Genomic DNA, 16584 nt, shown 5'->3' on the forward strand with positions numbered 1-16584 from the left:
CCGTTCTAGAACGGCCCATTGAGTTGCACGACCTGCAAGTTGAGCAGGCCCGCCACCGTGACCCAGGCCAGGTAGGGAAGCAGCAGCGCCGCTGCCAGGCGCGAAATGCGCAGGCAATAGACGATCAGCAGCGCAATGGAGCACCACAGCGCGATCAATTCGAAAAAGGCCCAGTCCGGCCGTTGCAGGCGAAAGAACAGCAGGCTCCACAATATGTTGAGGAAGCCATTGAGCGCGAAAAGGCCGATCACCGTGTCGGACGTGCGCACATCCCGCGCCCCGCGCCAGGCCGTGACCCCCGCCGTGGCGGCCAGCGCGAAAATCAGCGTCCAGGCAATCGGAAAGACCGGGCGCGGCGGGGTGAAGGCCGGCTTGTGCAAGCCCTGATACCAGGGCCCCAGATCCGTGATCGTGCCGCCCAGGAGCGCGATGACCAGCGCCGCGACGACCGCGATCCCCACCGGCATGGCCCATGGCCGGCTCATGGCGCGGGGCTTTCTGCAGGGCTGCGGGCAATACCCAGCAGGTGCGCGCAATCCTTGAGGAAAATGCGCAGGTGGGCCCAGGGGTGCTGCCGTACCAGCCGTTTGTTCATATAGGCCTGCCAGGTAAGCTGTTGCACATCGCGATCGGCGCACATCGCCACGAAGCGTTCGCGGCGCTTGTCGCTGGAATACCAGAAGCGCTGCATCATGCCCAAGATCCAGAACACCCGGCCATGCGCGCGCAGGAAATCGCGGCGTGCCTGGCGCAGCACCGCCGGATTGCCGCTGGCCAGGAAAGCCAGCGCGGTCTGCGCCGCGATGCGCCCCCCGGCCATTGCATAATAGATACCCTCGCCCGAGGCCGGGGCAACCACTCCGGCAGCATCGCCCGCCAGCAGCACGTCGCGCCCGTTGTCCCAGCGCTTCAACGGCTTGAGCGGAATTGGCGCGCCTTCGCGGCGGATTGTCTCGCAGCGCGCCAGGCCCATGTCCTCGCGCATCAGCTGCACCGCGCCACGCAGCGAAAAGCCCTTGCGCGCGCTGCCAACGCCCACGCTGGCCGTCTCGCCATGGGGAAAGACCCAGCCATAGAAATCGGGCGACACCCGACCCTGGTAGAGCACATCGCAGCGCCCACCATCAAAGCCCCGCCCCGCCTGGCCCTCGCCCGTCTCGACCGGCGCGCGGATCACCTCGTGATAGGCAAAGACGCAGGGGTTGCGGCCGGCACCGGGCACATGCGCGCGCGCGATGGCCGAACGCGCACCATCGGCGCCGATTACCAGCCGGGCGCGTACGGCGTGCATGGCGCCGCCGCGCTGGGCGCGATAAGAGACGATCGCGCCACCCGCAGCGTCGTGCGTGATGCTTTCATACGTTCCGACGCGCCGCTCTGCCCCCGCCGTGGCCGCGCGCTGGCGCAGCCATTCGTCGAACGCAGCGCGGTCCACCATGCCGACATAGCCGATGTCGCCCACTGGCATGTCCACCGCGCGGCGAGACGGGGCGACCATGCGCGCCGCGCGCGCGCGCGCCACCAGCAGCGCTTGCGGCACATCGAATTCTTCCAGCAGCCGCGGCGGCACGGCACCGCCACAAGGCTTGATCCGCCCCGCCCGGTCGAGCAGCAGCACCGAACACCCGGCGCGGGCCAGGTCCCAGGCCGCGGTCGCGCCGCTTGGCCCACCGCCCACGACCACCACATCGAAAGTGGCGTCCGGTGTCATACGCCCACCGACTGCAGGCGGGCGGCGGGGGACGGCTGGCTGCGCGTGCGCATGGCCAGCAGCGCGGAAGCCAGGAACAGCCCGGCTTCGGCAGCAAAGATCACCGCAAAAGCCATGCCCGGTCGGCCAAAGGCGCCCCGCGCCACGTCGACGCCCAACGCCCCGATCAGCCCGCCCAGCCCGAATGCGATCGCCTGCGCGGTGCCCCACACCCCCATGCGCACGCCTTCCCCGTTGCTGCGGCCTGCCCCGGCCAGGCCCATCATCGAGCCGATGGCCGAAACCGCAAAGGCGCCGTTGCACAGGCCGAGCAACGCGATATTGGCCGCAATCGGCCAGCCTGGGCCGACCCAGGCAGCCACCGCCAGGCCGGCCAGCGCCGCGGCAGACCCCAGGCAGCCCACCATCGTCCAGGTGCGCAATTCGATCGGCAGGCGCCCGCGAAACGCGCTGCCACCCACGCCCGAAACGATCATGCCGACCAGCACGCCGCCGTTCTGCAGGCCCGAAAGGCTGGTCGATTGGCCGGGCGTCAGCGCAAAGACCAGTCCCGTAAACGGCTCCAGGATCAGGTCCTGCATGCTGTAGGCCAGCATCGAGACAAAGATGAACAGCGTAAAGCGGCGCGCTTCATCGTCGGCGAAGATTTCTGCCAGCGCCTGGCGCAGGGAAAGCGGCGGATCGGCCGAATGCGTGGCATTGCGCAGCAGCGGCGCCTGCCCCTCCAGCCGGAACGTGGCCAGTATGGTGACCAGCAGCGCCACGCCGACCACGCCCGAGGCAACCGCCGTGAGCCGCTGCTTGGAATAGGGATCGAGCAGGGCGCCGGCCGCACCCGCCGCCACCACGATGCCGAAGACCATCATGATCCACGTCACCGCCGCGGACGCCGCGCGCCGTTCGGGCGCAACGCCCGTGGCCAGCAAGGCGAGCACCGATGTGCCCGCCGCGCCCACGCCGGCGCCGATCAGGGTGAAGGCAAACACGGCAAGGGCAATGCCCTGCCCGCGCGAAACGTCCAGCAGGGTAACGCCATGCACCGCCAGCAGCGCGCCCAGGCCCAAGGTTACCATCCCGGCCAGGATCCATGGCGTGCGGCGGCGGCCCACGTCCGATCCATGGCCCCACAGCGGGCGGGACAGCTGCACGCCGTAATGCCAGGCGACCAGGCCGGCCGGAATCCCCGCCGCCAGCCCATATTCCAGCACCATCAGGCGGTTGAGCAACGAAGTGGCCAGCATGGTGATCGCGCCGATCGCCGCTTGCACCGCACCCAGACGCAGGATGGCCCACCAGCCGAATGCGTGCTGTCTCACAGGTATCCTCCCAGGCCGAACGCGGCAGCCATCATGCCGAGCACGTAAAGCGAAACCCCGGTGGCGTTGTACCAGGGCGCGCGCGCCGCCGGATCGGCAACCAGCCGCGGCATCAGCGCGATCTGCGTCGCCAGCGCCAACGCCACGGCAAGCGCCGAAATGGCCATGTCCCAGCGCAGCAACAGCAGCACGACCAACGCTTGCGGCACGGCCATGACCGCGCTGGCCAACAGGGCCGCGCGGCGCTCGCCCAGAACCACCGGCAGCGATCGCAATCCGGTCATCCGATCGCCGACCACGGCCTTGAAATCGTTCAAGGTCATGATCCCATGGGCGCCAAGGCTGTAAAGGCACAGCACCGCCAGGACACGGCCGGATGGCAGTGCCCCGGCCATGACCGCAGCCCCGGTGAACCAGCTCAGCCCCTCATAGCTCAGCGCAACGACTCCCGGGCCGATCCAGCCGCTGGTCTTCAAGCGCAGCGGCGGTGCGCTATAGGCCCAGGCACAGGCCAGGCCCAGCATGGTCGCTGCCAGGACCCACCGCCCGGTGAGCGCGGCGACCAGCAACGACAGGCCCGTCCAGCCGATGGCGATGGCCAGGCCCCAACGCCCGGCAATGCGCCCGGACGGGATTGGCCGGTGCGGTTCGTTGATGGCATCGACATGGCGATCGAACCAGTCGTTCACTGCCTGGCTGGTGCCGCACACCAGCGGCCCGGCCAGCGCCAGCCCGGCGATCAGGAAAGACCAGCGTGAAAGGACCGGCACGCCCGAAGAAACGACACCGCACAGCAGCGCCCACATCGGCGGAAACCAGGTGATCGGCTTGAGCAGCGTGGCAACGTCCCGGACCGCCGGAAACGGCGCCATCGCAGGAAAGGCAGCAGAGCGAGCCATGGGCTGGAGACTAAGCCCAAGGCGCCCCATGCGTCAAATTAAATTGACAGATTTTGTGTCAATCTTCGGCGTCAGCCATGTTGCCCAGACCATAGCGATGCAGCTTGGAATAGAGGCTTTGGCGGCTCAGCCCGAGGATCTCGGCAGCCGATGCGCGATTGTTGGAGGTATATTCCAGCGCCGCCTCGATACACAGGCGCTCGATCAGATCCGTGCTTTCGCGCACGATGTCGCGCAGCGACATGCGGCCCACCAGTTCGGTCAATTGCTCGACCGAGCGCGGCGAGTCGCTGGTCGGCGGCAGGTCGCGCAGGCGGCGCCCGATCGGGCGGATGACAAAGCCATAAAAGACCTGCTCGCTGCCGATGCGTACGGCGGAAAGCTCCACCGGCTCGCCTTCAAAGCCATCGCGTGCGCCCACCACGGTCATCACGTTGCGGGCACTCTCGTGCTTGGCCAGTTGGCCATCGATGAGATCGAGATCGATGCCGGGGCGCCCGACGTGGTCGCCAAGCGGCTGCCCGCGCAGTTGCTCGGCGCTGGCTGCCGCCACCAGTTCGACAAAGGCGGCATTGGCTTCGCGAATGATCATTGCCTCGTCGGTCAGCACGAAGGCATCGGGCATCGACTCGATCACCCGCGCGGTCACGCTGGCATCCGCACGCACCGTACCGGGCGCGCTCGCAAGCCGCACCAGCAGGAATTGGCCACCCCGCTCGCGAAACCCGCTGGCGGACAGCTGCACTTTGTCAACGCTGTGGGCCAGGGCGGCGTCAAGCGGCTGCAACCCGTGGGAAACCATGGCCGAACCCAGGAACGCGATGACCTGGTCACGCGCGGCGTGGGCAAACAGCGCGGTCAGCTTGCCGCCCGGCAAGGTGCCAGGGCGGCTGTGGAACAGCTGGTGCGCGGCCAAGTTGGCCTCGCGAATGCGGAACGTATCGGCATCGATGATCAGCACCGGCTCGGCGGTCTGCTCGAACAGCAGGCGATAGCGTGCTTCCAGCTGGCGCAGGCGGATGTAATCGCGTTCCAGCGATTGCTGCGCCTGGAGCAGGCGCTGCTGCAACTTGGCCTCGTCGCGCATGTCACGGCCAATGGCGATGCAGCCACCACCGTTGCCGCTGCCGTTACCCGTGCCGCTGCCCCCCGCCGCGCCGAGTGCCACGGTGACAAAGCGCACCGCGATATCGCCGTCGCTGGCCACCAGGTTGACCTGCCGCCAGTGCTGGGTCACGCCTTTGCGCATCCCGGCCAGCATTTCCATGATCTTGGGCCGGCTCTCGATCGTGACCGTGTCCAGCCATTCGCGTCCCACCCAGGCGGCCGCTTCGGGAAATGCGCGCGGGTCGGCCGCAACGTCCACAATACGGCCCGCCGCATCGAGGATCAGGGCGATGTCTCCAGCCACCATCGCCAGCTTGGCCGCAACATCGCCATCCAGGCCGGCAAAATGCCGGGTGGCCGTCGCGAAAGGCGATTTGCCTTCCAGGCTGTTTCTGCGGTTGGACATCGGCGGGCCGGGCTAAACGTCGAAGGCGGCGGGAAACGCCGGCATCGGCACCAGTCGTTCTGCAAGAGCAAGCGCACCGCAAGCGTCAGGGGCGCTGCCATCGGCGCCGACCTCATCAACGAGTGCGGGATTGGCGTTGACCATCTTTCCACCAATGAAAATCTTCAGATCGGGCGATCTCGATACACTGCGCATGGCGGAAATCAGGCTCGCTAGCTTGGCGTTAGGACAATCACAACTGATGGTCAAGCCAACCAGATTCACGCTGTGCGCGGAAATATGCTGGAGCAATTCCTTGCGTTCGGGTTCGATCAGAACCTCGGTCTGCCACCCGGCGCGGGCAAAGACTTCCTCCACCATCAGCGCACCAAAACTGTGCACGTCACCCGGCACCGGCGCGAACAGCGCGGCGCGCTGGCGCGCCAGGGCAGAGCGCGGCGGCGGAAAGCGCATGGTCACCTCGCGCATCACTTCCTGAAGTCGCCACAAACCCATTGTCACATCGACGAAATCGCAATCGTCGTCTTCCCAGTGCTGCCCCAGGCGCCGGGCCGAGGTGGCCAGCAGATCGACGAATACCGATTCCACGCTAACCCCGCGCGCCAGGATGCCTTCGACCACCACCAGCAGTTCGTCGGCTTCCAGTTGCAAGGGCAGCGATGCGAAACGTTGGGCTTCGGCCGGGTCGACGGTCAGATTTCCCGGCGTCACGTCGCGCGGTGGCACGCTGTGGGCCTGCGCCATCAACAGCCGCGGAATGATCTGTTCACTGATCAGCGCATCGACCGCGGCGGGCGGAAACGCCAGCGTGCATTCGCGTCGGGCCGCGCCTGGACGGCCCGGTGCAGTTCCCATTCCATCCTTGGTTCGAGGAGCGTTTTCTCCGCGACCGGCGCGTTTTGCCGCGCCTGCACCAAAAACAGTTGCCATGACAGACCCCTCCGGTCCGGTTTGGCGCAGATCGCGCCTTGCCCGGACGGCTGCATCGACAAGTCGCTGCTGTTCGGGACCATCAGCCTACGCCCTTTTCCACCATCTGACAAATAGCAAAGTGTCATTTTTATTTGTCGTCAACCTAGATTGACACTTGCCGGAAGGCAGGCGTAATCTCCGCCCAACAACAAAGGCGAGCGTCTGCACATGAGAGGGGATGCGATCAGTTCCGGCACCACGGGTGCGAACGGTCAGGGCCGCCAGCGCGGGCGCATGCTCTACACCGCAGAACAGCGCCGCCGCCGCGACGCGACTCGCTGGACACTGGTGCAGGGCCTGCTCGCGCCGTTCCAGTTCGCAGTCTTCCTCGCCAGCCTGGTGCTGGTGCTGCACAGCCTGGTCACGCACACCGGCACGGCCGCCGCCGACATTTCGGTCGTGGCCAAGACGCTCACCCTCTACGCCATCATGATCACCGGCTCGATCTGGGAGAAGGTCGTCTTCGGGCGCTGGCTGTTTGCGCCCGCGTTCTTCTGGGAAGACGTGTTCTCGATGCTCGTGATCGCGCTGCACACCGCCTATCTGGCGATGCTGTTGAGCGGCAGCGGCACGTTCGACCAGCGCATGGAGGTGGCCCTTGCCGGCTATGTGGCCTATCTCGTCAACGCCGGGCAGTTCCTGTTCAAGCTACGCGCCGCGCGGCTTGAAGCGCAAGGCCAGTCGGCGGCGGTGGCCGCATGATCGGCCAGGCAGACCTTGCCCCGCCAGCCCCGGCGGTGCTGCGCGAACGCGGCCAGCGCGAGGTGTTCTGCGGGTTGACCGGCATCGTCTGGCTGCATCGCAAGATGCAGGACGCGTTCTTCCTGGTGGTTGGCTCGCGCACTTGCGCGCATCTGCTGCAATCGGCAGCCGGCGTCATGATCTTTGCCGAGCCACGCTTTGCCACGGCGATCATCGAGGAGCGCGACCTGGCCGGCATGGCCGATTGCCAGGACGAGCTTGATCGCATCGCCTTGCAACTGCTGGAGCGGCGGCCGGAAATCCGCACGTTGTTCCTGGTCGGCTCGTGCCCGTCGGAAGTGATCAAGCTGGACCTGGGCATGGCGGCACAGCGGCTCGACCGGCACCTGGCCGGGCGTGCCGGGGGCGGCCCGCGCGTGCTGCATTATTCGGGCAGCGGCATCGAAACGACCTTTACCGAAGGCGAAGACGCGTGCCTTGCCGCCCTGGTGCCGCACATGCCCGCACACGAAAACGCCGCCGCGCCGCAACTGCTGGTGGTGGGCACCCTGCCCGATATCGTGGAAGACCAGTTTCAGCGACTGTTTGCCGAACTGGGCATTCCCGCCGTGGGCTGGCTGCCGGCGCGGCGGCTGGCAGACCTGCCGCCGGCGGGGCCGGCCACGCGCGTCCTGCTGGCCCAGCCGTTCCTGGGTGAAACCATGCGCGCCTTGCAGGATCGCGGGGCGCAGCGGCTCGACGCATTGTTCCCGTTCGGGGCCGAAGGCACCACCGACTGGCTGCGCGCGGCAGCCGATGCCTTTGGCATCAACCCCATGCACGTCAACCGCGTGGTCGCGCCGGGGCGGGAGCGCGCCAAGCGCGCCATGGCCCATAGCCACGATCGGCTGCGCGGCAAGCGCATCACGTTCCTGCCGGATTCGCAGCTGGAAGTGCCGCTGGCGCGGTTCCTGTCCAGCGAACTGGGCATGGTGCCGGTGGAAGTGGGCACGCCCTATCTCCACCGCGATCTGCTGGCGCGCGAATTGCCACTGCTGCCCCCGGCCACGCGGATCAGCGAAGGCCAGCACCTGGAGCGGCAGCTCGATCGCGTGCGCGCCGACCGGCCCGATCTCACCGTGTGCGGCCTGGGCCTGGCCAATCCGCTGGAAGCGGAAGGCTTTGCCACCAAGTGGGCGATCGAGCTGGTGTTCTCGCCCATCCATGGCTTCGAGCAGGCCGGCGACCTCGCCGACCTTTTTGCCCGGCCGCTGCGGCGGCGCGACATCTTGAGGGTATAGCGCCATGCAACTCGCCGTCTGGACCTATGAAGGCCCGCCCCACGTGGGGGCCATGCGGGTGGCCACGGCGATGGAAGGCGTGCACTTCGTGCTGCACGCGCCGCAGGGCGATACTTATGCCGACCTGCTGTTCACCATGATCGAGCGGCGCGACCGGCGCCCGCCCGTCACTTACACCACGTTCCAGGCCCGCGACCTGGGCAAGGACACCGCCGCCCTGTTGCAGGACGCGATCCGCCAAGCGGCCGCGCGCTTCGCGCCCCAGGCGCTGCTGGTCGGCGCATCGTGCACCGCCGAACTGATCCAGGACGATCCGGCCGGGCTGGCGCAGGCGCTCGACCTGTCCTGCCCGGTCATTCCACTCGAACTGCCCAGCTACCAGCGCAAGGAAAACTGGGGCGCGGCCGAAACCTTCTATCGCATGGTGCGCGCACTCGCCGATCCGGCCGTGCGCGCCGGGCCAAGACAAGGCCGCCGCCCGCTGGCCAACCTGCTCGGCCCCTGCGCCTTGGGCTTTCGCCATCGCGACGATGTGGTCGAAGTGGTCAAGCTGCTCGACAGCCTAGGCATCGGCGTCAATTGCGTCGCTCCGCTGGGCGCCACGCCGGCAGACTTGCGTCACCTGGGCCGCGCCGATTTCAACGTGGTGCTCTATCCCGAAATCGGGGCCGAGGCGGCGCGCTGGCTGGGCCGCACGTTCGGCCAGTCCACTATCGACGTGGTGCCGATCGGCATTGGCGCCACCAACGATTTCATCCAGGCGGTCGCCGCGCTCGCCGGGGTCGATCCGGCCCCGGCCCTCGCCGCAGCAGGCGCACGCCTGCCGTGGTGGAGCCGCTCGGTCGACTCGACCTATCTGACCGGCAAACGCGTGTTCATTTTCGGCGATGCCACCCATGCCATCGCCGCCGCGCGCATCGCCAGCGAGGAACTGGGTTTCACCGTCTGCGGGCTGGGTTGCTACAACCGCGAATTCGCGCGCGAGATGCGCGCCGCCGCCGCGCGCCATGGTCTTGATCCGCTGATCACCGACGATCACCTGGCCGTCGAAGCCGCGATCCGCGCCAGCGCGCCCGAACTCGTGCTCGGCACCCAGATGGAACGCCACATCGCCAAGCGCCTGGGCCTTGCCTGCGCGGTCATTTCCGCGCCGGTCCACGTGCAGGATTTTCCCGCGCGCCACAGCCCGCAGATGGGCTTCGAAGGCGCCAACGTGATTTTCGATACCTGGGTCCATCCCCTGGTGATGGGACTGGAAGAGCATCTGCTCACCATGTTCCGCGATGATTTCGAATTTTCCGACGTGGCCGGCCCCTCGCATCTTCCCCCCGCCCACCTCCCCGCCGCGCCCCAGGCACCCGCACCCGCTGAACCGGCAGCCGCGCCCGGCTGGACCGGAGAGGCCGAGCGCGAACTGCGCAAGATCCCGTTCTTCGTGCGCAACAAGGCCCGCGCCAACACCGAACGCTACGCCGCGCTCCACGGCCGCGCGCAGATCGACCTGGCGACCCTCTATGACGCCAAGGCCCACTATGCCCGCTAGCCCCGCCTCGCCCCTGCGCGCCGGTGCGGCGGTCCGCGTCGCCATCGTGACGCTCGACAACCACCTCAAGGGCGCGGTGGAACGCGCCGCCGTGCAGCTCGCCGCCGGCAACATCACGCTGACGCTCCACGCTGCGGCCGATTGGGATCGCGAGGCCGGCGCGCTCGACCGTGCCAAGGCCGCCGTGGCCAAGGCGGACATCGTCATCGCCACGATGCTGTTCCTCGACGATCACATCCGCGCGATCCAGCCCACGCTGGAAGCGCGGCGCGAAGCCTGCGACGCGATGGTCTGCATGATGTCGGCCGGGGACGTGACGCGGCTGACACGCATGGGCGCCTATCGCATGGGTGCCCCGGCCAAGGGGCCGCTGGCGCTGCTCAAGCGGCTACGCGGATCGACCAAGCCCAAGGCCGGCGCCAGTGCCAATTCGGGTGCCGGCCAGATGCGCATGCTCCGCCGCCTGCCCAAGATCCTGCGCTTCATTCCCGGCACCGCGCAAGACGTGCGCGCCTATTTCCTGACGCTGCAATACTGGCTGGCCGGTTCGGACGAGAACGTGGTCGCCATGGTGCGCAACCTGATCGATCGCTATGCCGCCGGCCCCCGGGCCGCGCGCCGCGGCACTTTGGCGGCCGCACCGCCGCGCGACTATCCCGAACTGGGCGTCTATCACCCGCGCACCACGCAAAGGATGTCGGAAAGCGCAAGCCTGCTGCCGCCGGCAAAGGGCAAACCCAATGGCACCGTCGGGCTGCTGCTGCTGCGTTCCTACCTGCTCGGCAACGATACCGGCCATTACGACGGGCTGATCGCGGCGATGGAGCAGGCCGGCCTGCGCGTCATTCCAGCATTCTTCTGCGGCCTGGATGCGCGCGCGGCGATGGAGCGGTTTTTCCTGCGCGATGGCGCCGTGGCGGTCGATGCCATTGTCAATTGCACCGGTTTCTCGCTGGTCGGTGGCCCAGCCTACAACGATGCCGCGGCCGCCGTCGAAACCCTCGCGCGGTTCGATGTGCCCTATGTGGCGGCCCACGCGCTGGAATTCCAGACGATCGAGGAATGGCGCGAGCGGCGCACCGGGCTGGTGCCGCTCGAAGCGACGATGATGGTGGCCTTGCCCGAACTCGATGGTGCGATCTGCCCCAGCGTGTTCGGCGGGCGCAGTGCCGACCGGCCTGGTGCCGCGCATGTGCAGGCGATGTGCGGAGACGCGGAACGCGCCGCCGCGCTGGCCGCCAAAGTGCGCAAGCTGATCGCCTTGCGCCGCGCCGCCCGGGCCGAGCGGCGCCTGGCGATCACCATCTTCAACTTCCCGCCCAAGTCCGGCGCCACCGGCACGGCCGCGCATCTCGCGGTGTTCGAATCGCTCCACGCCCTGCTGCGCCGCCTGGGCGAGGAAGGCTATGACGTGGTCGTGCCCGAAAGCGTCGCCGCGCTGCAGGCCGCCATCCTGCATGGCAATGCGGCGCGCTTTGGCGCCGATGCCAATGTCGCCGCGCGGATCAGCGCCGACGATCACGTGCGGCGCGAGGCGCACCTGGCGCAGATCGAGGCGCAATGGGGCCCGGCACCGGGCAAGCTGCAATCCGATGGATCGCATATCCACGTGCTGGGCGCGCATTTCGGCAAGATCTTCGTGGGGGTGCAACCCGGCTTTGGCTATGAAGGCGATCCGATGCGGCTGCTGTTCGAAGGCGGCTTTGCCCCGACGCATGCCTTCGCCGCGTTCTACAGCTATCTCCGCCACGATTTTCGCGCAGATGCCGTGCTCCATTTCGGCACCCACGGCGCGCTGGAATTCATGCCCGGCAAGCAGGCCGGTCTGAGCGGGGCATGCTGGCCCGAACGGCTGATCGGCGATCTGCCCAATTTCTATCTCTACGCCGCCAACAATCCGTCGGAAGGCATCCTGGCCAAGCGGCGCTCTGGCGCCACGCTGGTCAGCTATCTCACCCCGGCCCTGGCCCGCGCCGGGCTCTATCGCGGGTTTGTCGAGCTCAAGTCCAGCGTCGAGCGCTGGCGCTGGTCGGCCGCCGGGGCAGAGCGCGACGCGCTCGAAACCCTGATCCAGGACCAGTGCGCCGCGCTCGATCTGGAATGCACGGACATCGCCGATCTTGCCCCGGCGCTCTATGAACTAGAACGGACGCTGATCCCCGAGGGGCTGCATGTGCTGGGCCAGTCGCCCCACGGCGCCGCAGCCCAAGACCTGGTCGGTGCCATGCTGGAAGCCGATCCTGCGGCCGAGCGCGCCACGCTGGAAGCCAGCCTTGCCGCCTGCGACGAGATTGGCGCGGTGATCCACGCGCTCGATGGTGGCTATATCAAGCCGGCACCGGGCGGAGACGTGCTGGCCAACCCGGCCGTGCTGCCCACCGGCCGCAACATCCACGGCTTCGATCCCTTTGCCATGCCCAGCCGGTTTGCCTGCATCCAGGGCGCCGAGCAGGCCGAACAGATCATCGCCCGCCACATCGCCAGCGGCGAACCCTTTCCCGAAAGCCTGGCCATGGTGCTGTGGGGCACCGACAACATGAAAAGCGAAGGGCTGCAGATCGCCCAGGCGCTGAGCCTGATCGGCGCGCGCCCGCGCATCGACAGCTATGGGCGCGTGGTCGGCGCGCAGCTCGTGCCACTGGCAGAGCTGGGCCGCCCGCGCGTGGACGTGGTCGTCACGCTCTCGGGCATCTTCCGCGACCTGCTGCCGATGCAGACGCGGATGCTGGCCGAGGCCGCCTTGCTGGCGGCCAGCGCCGACGAGCCGCTGACTCACAATTTCGTGCGCAAGCACAGCCTCGCCCACCAGGCCCAGCACGGCTGCGACCTGGAAACGGCGGCGCTGCGCGTGTTTTCCAATGCCGAAGGGGCCTATGGCGCCAACGTCAACCAGTTGATCGACGGCGGCGTGTGGACCACGCCCGAAGACCTCGCCAACGCGTTCGAAACGCACAAGGGCTATGCCTATGGCGTGGCCGGCCCGCCCACGCAGCGGCGGGATCTGCTGCAAAGCGCGCTGCGCGATGTCGATTTCGTCTATCAGAACCTGGAGAGCGTCGAAGTCGGCATTACCGATCTCGATCAGTATGTCGATGGGCTGGGCGGGGTCAGCCGCTCGGTCGCGCGCGCCAAGGGCAGCGAGGCGCCGGTCTATATCGTCGATGCCACGCAAGGGGCGGCCAAAGTGCGCACCCTGGCCGAACAGATCGACCTCGAAACCCGCACCCGCACGCTCAATCCCAAGTGGTTCGAAGGCATGCTGCGGCACGGCTTCGAAGGCGTGCGCCATATCGAACAACATGTGACCAACACGGTCGGCTGGTCCGCCACCACCGGGCAGGTCGCGCCCTGGATCTATCAGCGGATCAGCGAAACCTTCGTGCTCGATCCGCAGATGCGCGCGCGGCTGTCTCAGCTCAACCCCGACAGTTCCGCCCGCGTCGCCAATCGCCTGCTCGAAGCCTGCGACCGGCATCTGTGGGAACCCGACGAACAGACGCTGGAGGCCCTGCGCGTGGCCAGCGACGAGCTGGAGGACCGCCTCGAAGGCGTGTTCGCGGCGCAATGAGGAAACCGGCATGACCCTGATCGACACCCCCACGCGCTTTGCTACCCCGATGGCTCGGGGCGCCGATGGCGAAGGCTCGGTGCAAGTGCGCCTCGACCCGCAGGACCGCATCGGCACGGCCAAGGTCTTTGCCATCTATGGCAAGGGCGGGATCGGCAAATCGACGACCTCGTCCAATCTCTCCGCCGCCTTTTCCAAGCTGGGGCACCGCGTGCTCCAGATCGGTTGCGATCCCAAGCACGATTCCACCTTCACCCTCACCAAGAAGCTGATGCCCACGGTGATCGACGTGCTCGAACAGGTGGAATTCCATGCCGAGGAACTGCGCCCCGAAGACTATATGTTCGAAGGCTATAACGGCGTCATGTGCGTGGAGGCCGGCGGCCCCCCGGCGGGCACCGGCTGCGGTGGCTATGTCGTAGGGCAGACCGTCAAGCTGCTCAAGCAACACCACCTGCTCGACGATACCGACGTGGTGATTTTCGACGTGCTGGGCGATGTGGTCTGCGGCGGCTTTGCCGCGCCGCTCCAGCATGCCGAACGCGCGCTGGTGGTGGCGGCCAACGATTTCGATTCGATCTTTGCCATGAACCGCATCGTCGCGGCGATCGGCGCCAAGGCGAAGAACTACAACGTGCGCCTCGCCGGCGTCATCGCCAACCGCTCTGCCGCCACGGACGAGATCGACCGCTTCAGCCAGGCCATCGGCATGCGCCGCCTCGCCCATTTCCGTGATCTCGATGCGATCCGGCGCAGCCGGCTCAAGAAATGCACGCTGTTCGAAATGGAGCCGTCGCCCGAAGTCCTGGCCGCGCAGCAGGAATACCTGCGCCTGGCGCAGATGCTGTGGGACGGCGTCGATCCGATCGCAGCGGCACCGATGAAAGACCGCGATATCTTCGATTTCCTGGGGTTCGAATGATGAGCACGCACCCGCTTTCCCCTTACGAGCTGCAACGCGAACGCCTTGCGCAGTATTTCGATGGCAGCGCCCGCAAGGCCTGGATCGACCTGACCTCCAACGCCAAGGTCAGCGGCATCCGCGCCACGGTGCGCGCCGGGCGCGATGCCATGCGCGCGCAATTGCTCGGCTGGCTGCCGCAAGACCTGCGGCGCTGTACCGTGCTCGATGCCGGCTGCGGCACCGGCAGCCTGAGTGTCGAGGCCGCCTGGCGCGGCGCGGCGGTGACGGCGGTGGATGTCGCGGGCGGGCTGGTGGACATCGCGCGCCAGCGCGCGCCCGGCTTCCTCGGCCATGGCCGCATCGATTGGCACGTGGGGGATATGCTCGATCCGCCCGGCGCTCCCTTCGACCATGTCGTGGCGATGGACTCGCTGATCCATTACCCGCTCGATGACATGGTCTGGGCGGTGGAGCGGCTGGCCGCGCGCTGCACCCGCTCGCTGCTCTTCACGTTTGCCCCCCACACCCGCCTTTTGGGGGCGATGCATGCAGTGGGCCAGGCCTTTCCGCGCGCCAACCGCTCGCCCGCGATCCAGCCAATTCCGCCCGCTGCGCTGCGCGCCCGGCTCGATGCGCTCGATGGCTGGCAGGTGGGCCGAACGGGCCGCATTTCCAGCGGGTTCTACATTTCCCAGGCTCTGGAACTGGTGCGCCGCTGATGGCCGTGCGCGCGCCTCGGTTCAGCCCCCTGGCCAGCCGATGGAGCCGGGTGGCGATGACCTGGCTGCCGTTTGCCGACGCGGCCAGTGTCGACATTCCCCTGTCGCGCCTGCTGCGCCTGTCACTGTTCCAGGTCAGCGTGGGGATGATGACGGTGCTGCTCAACGGCACGCTCAACCGCGTGCTCATAGTGGAACTGGGCATTCCGGCCTGGCTGGTCTCGCTGATGATCGCCATTCCGCTGCTTGTCGCACCGTTTCGCGCCCTGATCGGGCATCGGTCCGATGTGCACCGCTCGGTGCTGGGTTGGCGCCGCGTGCCATTCATCTGGTTCGGCACGCTGATGCAGTTCGGCGGCCTGGCGATCATGCCTTTCGCGCTGCTGCTGATGCGCGATCCGCATCTGTTTGCCGTGGGGCTTGGCGCCAGCGCGCTGGCCTTCCTGCTGGCCGGCACGGGCATGCACACCACGCAAACCGCCGGCCTTGCCCTGGTAGGCGATCTCCTGCCCGACGATCGGCGCGCCCGCGCGGTGGCCTTGCTCTATCTCTCGCTGTTGGCGGGCATGATGGTCTGCTCCACCATCCTGGGCGGGCTGCTCAACCATTTCACCCCCACCCGGCTGGTGCAGGTGATCCAGGCCTGCGCCGTGCTGACGTTCGTGCTCAACGTCGTCGCCCTGTGGAAGCAGGAGGCGCGCAGCGCCGCGATCGCCTCCGCGCAAACGCCGCGGCCGCCCTTTGCGCAGGTCTGGCGCCAGTTTGCCGCCGATCCGCTGACCATGCGCCTGCTCGCCACGGTGGGCCTGGGCGCAGCCGCCTTTGCCATGCAGGATCCGCTGCTCGAACCCTATGGCGGCGAAGTGCTGCACCTTTCCGTGGGGGCCACCACCAGCCTTTCCGGCGCCTGGGCGCTGGGCGCGCTGGCCGGCTTTGGCTTTTCCGCGCGGTGGCTGGGCCATGGCACCGATGCCTTGCGCCTGGCCGGCTATGGCGTGGTGCTGGGCATTGCCGCCTTCCTGCTGGTGATCTTTGCCGCCCCGCTGGAAAGCCCGGTCACGCTGGGCCTGGGCGCGCTGGCGATCGGCGCGGGGGCGGGTCTGTTCTCGGTCGGTACGCTCACCGCCGCCATGGGCCAGGCCGGCAGCGATACCGCAGGCCTGGCGCTGGGCGCATGGGGCGCGGTGCAAACCACGGCGGCCGGCCCGGCCATCGCCTTTGGCGGGATCGCGCGCGATCTCGTGTCCACCTTCGCCGTGGCCGATGGCCTGGGCCTTACCCTGGCGCACCATGCCACCGGTTATGGCGTGATCTACGCCATCGAGATCTGCCTGCTGCTGGCCACGCTGGTGCTGATGGGGCCGCTCGTCGGGCGGCTGTCGGGATCGCCGGCATCGCTTTCCGCCGCCGGGGCACACCGCTTCGGCCTTACCGAGTTCCCGACATGACCGGACGAG

13 protein-coding genes are annotated in these 16584 nt (G+C 67.8%); 7 read left to right on the top strand and 6 right to left on the bottom strand.

From position 1 onward, the window contains the following. Positions 1 to 5: 5 nt before the first annotated feature. From FHW94_RS18215 to FHW94_RS18240, 6 genes are read right to left on the bottom strand one after another with little or no spacing between them, the layout of a single operon-like run. Positions 6 to 485: a TspO/MBR family protein gene (locus tag FHW94_RS18215; RefSeq protein ID WP_168557232.1), complete on the bottom strand. Its 480-nt coding sequence runs from the start codon at positions 483 to 485 to the stop codon at positions 6 to 8. Further along, the gene (locus FHW94_RS18220; RefSeq protein WP_168557233.1) at positions 482 to 1711 is read right to left on the bottom strand and encodes a geranylgeranyl diphosphate reductase; all 1230 of its coding nucleotides are present in this window, start codon (positions 1709 to 1711) and stop codon (positions 482 to 484) included. Before FHW94_RS18220 ends, FHW94_RS18215 begins: the two co-directional genes overlap by 4 nt. Beyond that, positions 1708 to 3027 carry a BCD family MFS transporter gene (locus tag FHW94_RS18225; RefSeq protein ID WP_349237553.1) on the bottom strand — a complete coding sequence of 440 codons (1320 nt, stop codon included), beginning with the start codon at positions 3025 to 3027 and terminating at the stop codon, positions 1708 to 1710. The genes FHW94_RS18220 and FHW94_RS18225 overlap by 4 nt, the downstream gene beginning before the upstream one ends. Continuing rightward, complete coding sequence (gene chlG / locus FHW94_RS18230; RefSeq protein WP_168557234.1) at positions 3024 to 3926, bottom strand: chlorophyll synthase ChlG; 903 nt, start codon at positions 3924 to 3926, stop codon at positions 3024 to 3026. Before chlG ends, FHW94_RS18225 begins: the two co-directional genes overlap by 4 nt. Positions 3927 to 3984: 58 nt before the next feature. Continuing rightward, positions 3985 to 5439, bottom strand: a complete 1455-nt coding sequence (ppsR, locus tag FHW94_RS18235) for a transcriptional regulator PpsR (RefSeq protein WP_168557235.1) — start codon at positions 5437 to 5439, stop codon at positions 3985 to 3987. Positions 5440 to 5451: 12 nt separating this feature from the next. Continuing rightward, entirely contained in the window at positions 5452 to 6369 is a 918-nt protein-coding gene (locus FHW94_RS18240; RefSeq protein ID WP_168557236.1) for a cobalamin B12-binding domain-containing protein, read from the bottom strand. Positions 6370 to 6645: 276 nt separating this feature from the next. Here FHW94_RS18240 and bchF point away from each other — a divergent pair, with 276 nt between their 5' ends. The 7 genes from bchF to FHW94_RS18275 are packed head-to-tail and all read left to right on the top strand — an operon-like array spanning position 6646 to position 16575. After that, positions 6646 to 7113 carry a 2-vinyl bacteriochlorophyllide hydratase gene (gene bchF, locus FHW94_RS18245; RefSeq protein WP_246866257.1) on the top strand — a complete coding sequence of 156 codons (468 nt, stop codon included), beginning with the start codon at positions 6646 to 6648 and terminating at the stop codon, positions 7111 to 7113. Beyond that, complete coding sequence (locus FHW94_RS18250) at positions 7110 to 8393, top strand: ferredoxin:protochlorophyllide reductase (ATP-dependent) subunit N (RefSeq protein WP_168557238.1); 1284 nt, start codon at positions 7110 to 7112, stop codon at positions 8391 to 8393. The genes bchF and FHW94_RS18250 overlap by 4 nt, the downstream gene beginning before the upstream one ends. Positions 8394 to 8397: 4 nt before the next feature. Further along, positions 8398 to 9936 (top strand): ferredoxin:protochlorophyllide reductase (ATP-dependent) subunit B, encoded by a 1539-nt coding sequence (gene bchB, locus FHW94_RS18255; RefSeq protein ID WP_168557239.1) that lies wholly within the window; start codon positions 8398 to 8400, stop codon positions 9934 to 9936. Continuing rightward, positions 9926 to 13504, top strand: coding sequence for a cobaltochelatase subunit CobN (locus tag FHW94_RS18260; protein ID WP_168557240.1), 3579 nt, complete (start codon positions 9926 to 9928; stop codon positions 13502 to 13504). The genes bchB and FHW94_RS18260 overlap by 11 nt, the downstream gene beginning before the upstream one ends. A gap of 10 nt (positions 13505 to 13514) precedes the next feature. Then, positions 13515 to 14426: a ferredoxin:protochlorophyllide reductase (ATP-dependent) iron-sulfur ATP-binding protein gene (bchL, locus tag FHW94_RS18265; protein WP_210425739.1), complete on the top strand. Its 912-nt coding sequence runs from the start codon at positions 13515 to 13517 to the stop codon at positions 14424 to 14426. Continuing rightward, positions 14423 to 15127 carry a magnesium protoporphyrin IX methyltransferase gene (gene bchM, locus FHW94_RS18270; RefSeq protein WP_349237554.1) on the top strand — a complete coding sequence of 235 codons (705 nt, stop codon included), beginning with the start codon at positions 14423 to 14425 and terminating at the stop codon, positions 15125 to 15127. The genes bchL and bchM overlap by 4 nt, the downstream gene beginning before the upstream one ends. A gap of 56 nt (positions 15128 to 15183) precedes the next feature. Beyond that, positions 15184 to 16575: a BCD family MFS transporter gene (locus FHW94_RS18275; protein ID WP_246866244.1), complete on the top strand. Its 1392-nt coding sequence runs from the start codon at positions 15184 to 15186 to the stop codon at positions 16573 to 16575. Positions 16576 to 16584 lie beyond the last annotated feature (9 nt).

It is taken from the genome of Novosphingobium sp. SG720, from assembly GCF_012275365.1.
GTDB lineage: Bacteria > Pseudomonadota > Alphaproteobacteria > Sphingomonadales > Sphingomonadaceae > Novosphingobium > Novosphingobium rhizosphaerae.

Bases quoted from the DNA above. Each gene is read 5' to 3' on its own strand.
- FHW94_RS18220 (WP_168557233.1), bottom strand. From the start codon at position 1,711: ATGACACCGGACGCCACTTTCGATGTGGTGGTCGTGGGCGGTGGGCCA.
- FHW94_RS18240 (WP_168557236.1), bottom strand. From the start codon at position 6,369: ATGGCAACTGTTTTTGGTGCAGGCGCGGCAAAACGCGCCGGTCGCGGA.
- FHW94_RS18275 (WP_246866244.1), top strand. From the start codon at position 15,184: ATGACCTGGCTGCCGTTTGCCGACGCGGCCAGTGTCGACATTCCCCTG.
- FHW94_RS18250 (WP_168557238.1), top strand. From the start codon at position 7,110: ATGATCGGCCAGGCAGACCTTGCCCCGCCAGCCCCGGCGGTGCTGCGC.
- bchL (WP_210425739.1), top strand. From the start codon at position 13,515: ATGACCCTGATCGACACCCCCACGCGCTTTGCTACCCCGATGGCTCGG.
- FHW94_RS18260 (WP_168557240.1), top strand. From the start codon at position 9,926: ATGCCCGCTAGCCCCGCCTCGCCCCTGCGCGCCGGTGCGGCGGTCCGC.
- bchB (WP_168557239.1), top strand. From the start codon at position 8,398: ATGCAACTCGCCGTCTGGACCTATGAAGGCCCGCCCCACGTGGGGGCC.
- bchF (WP_246866257.1), top strand. From the start codon at position 6,646: ATGCTCTACACCGCAGAACAGCGCCGCCGCCGCGACGCGACTCGCTGG.
- ppsR (WP_168557235.1), bottom strand. From the start codon at position 5,439: ATGTCCAACCGCAGAAACAGCCTGGAAGGCAAATCGCCTTTCGCGACG.
- chlG (WP_168557234.1), bottom strand. From the start codon at position 3,926: ATGGCTCGCTCTGCTGCCTTTCCTGCGATGGCGCCGTTTCCGGCGGTC.
- bchM (WP_349237554.1), top strand. From the start codon at position 14,423: ATGATGAGCACGCACCCGCTTTCCCCTTACGAGCTGCAACGCGAACGC.
- FHW94_RS18215 (WP_168557232.1), bottom strand. From the start codon at position 485: ATGAGCCGGCCATGGGCCATGCCGGTGGGGATCGCGGTCGTCGCGGCG.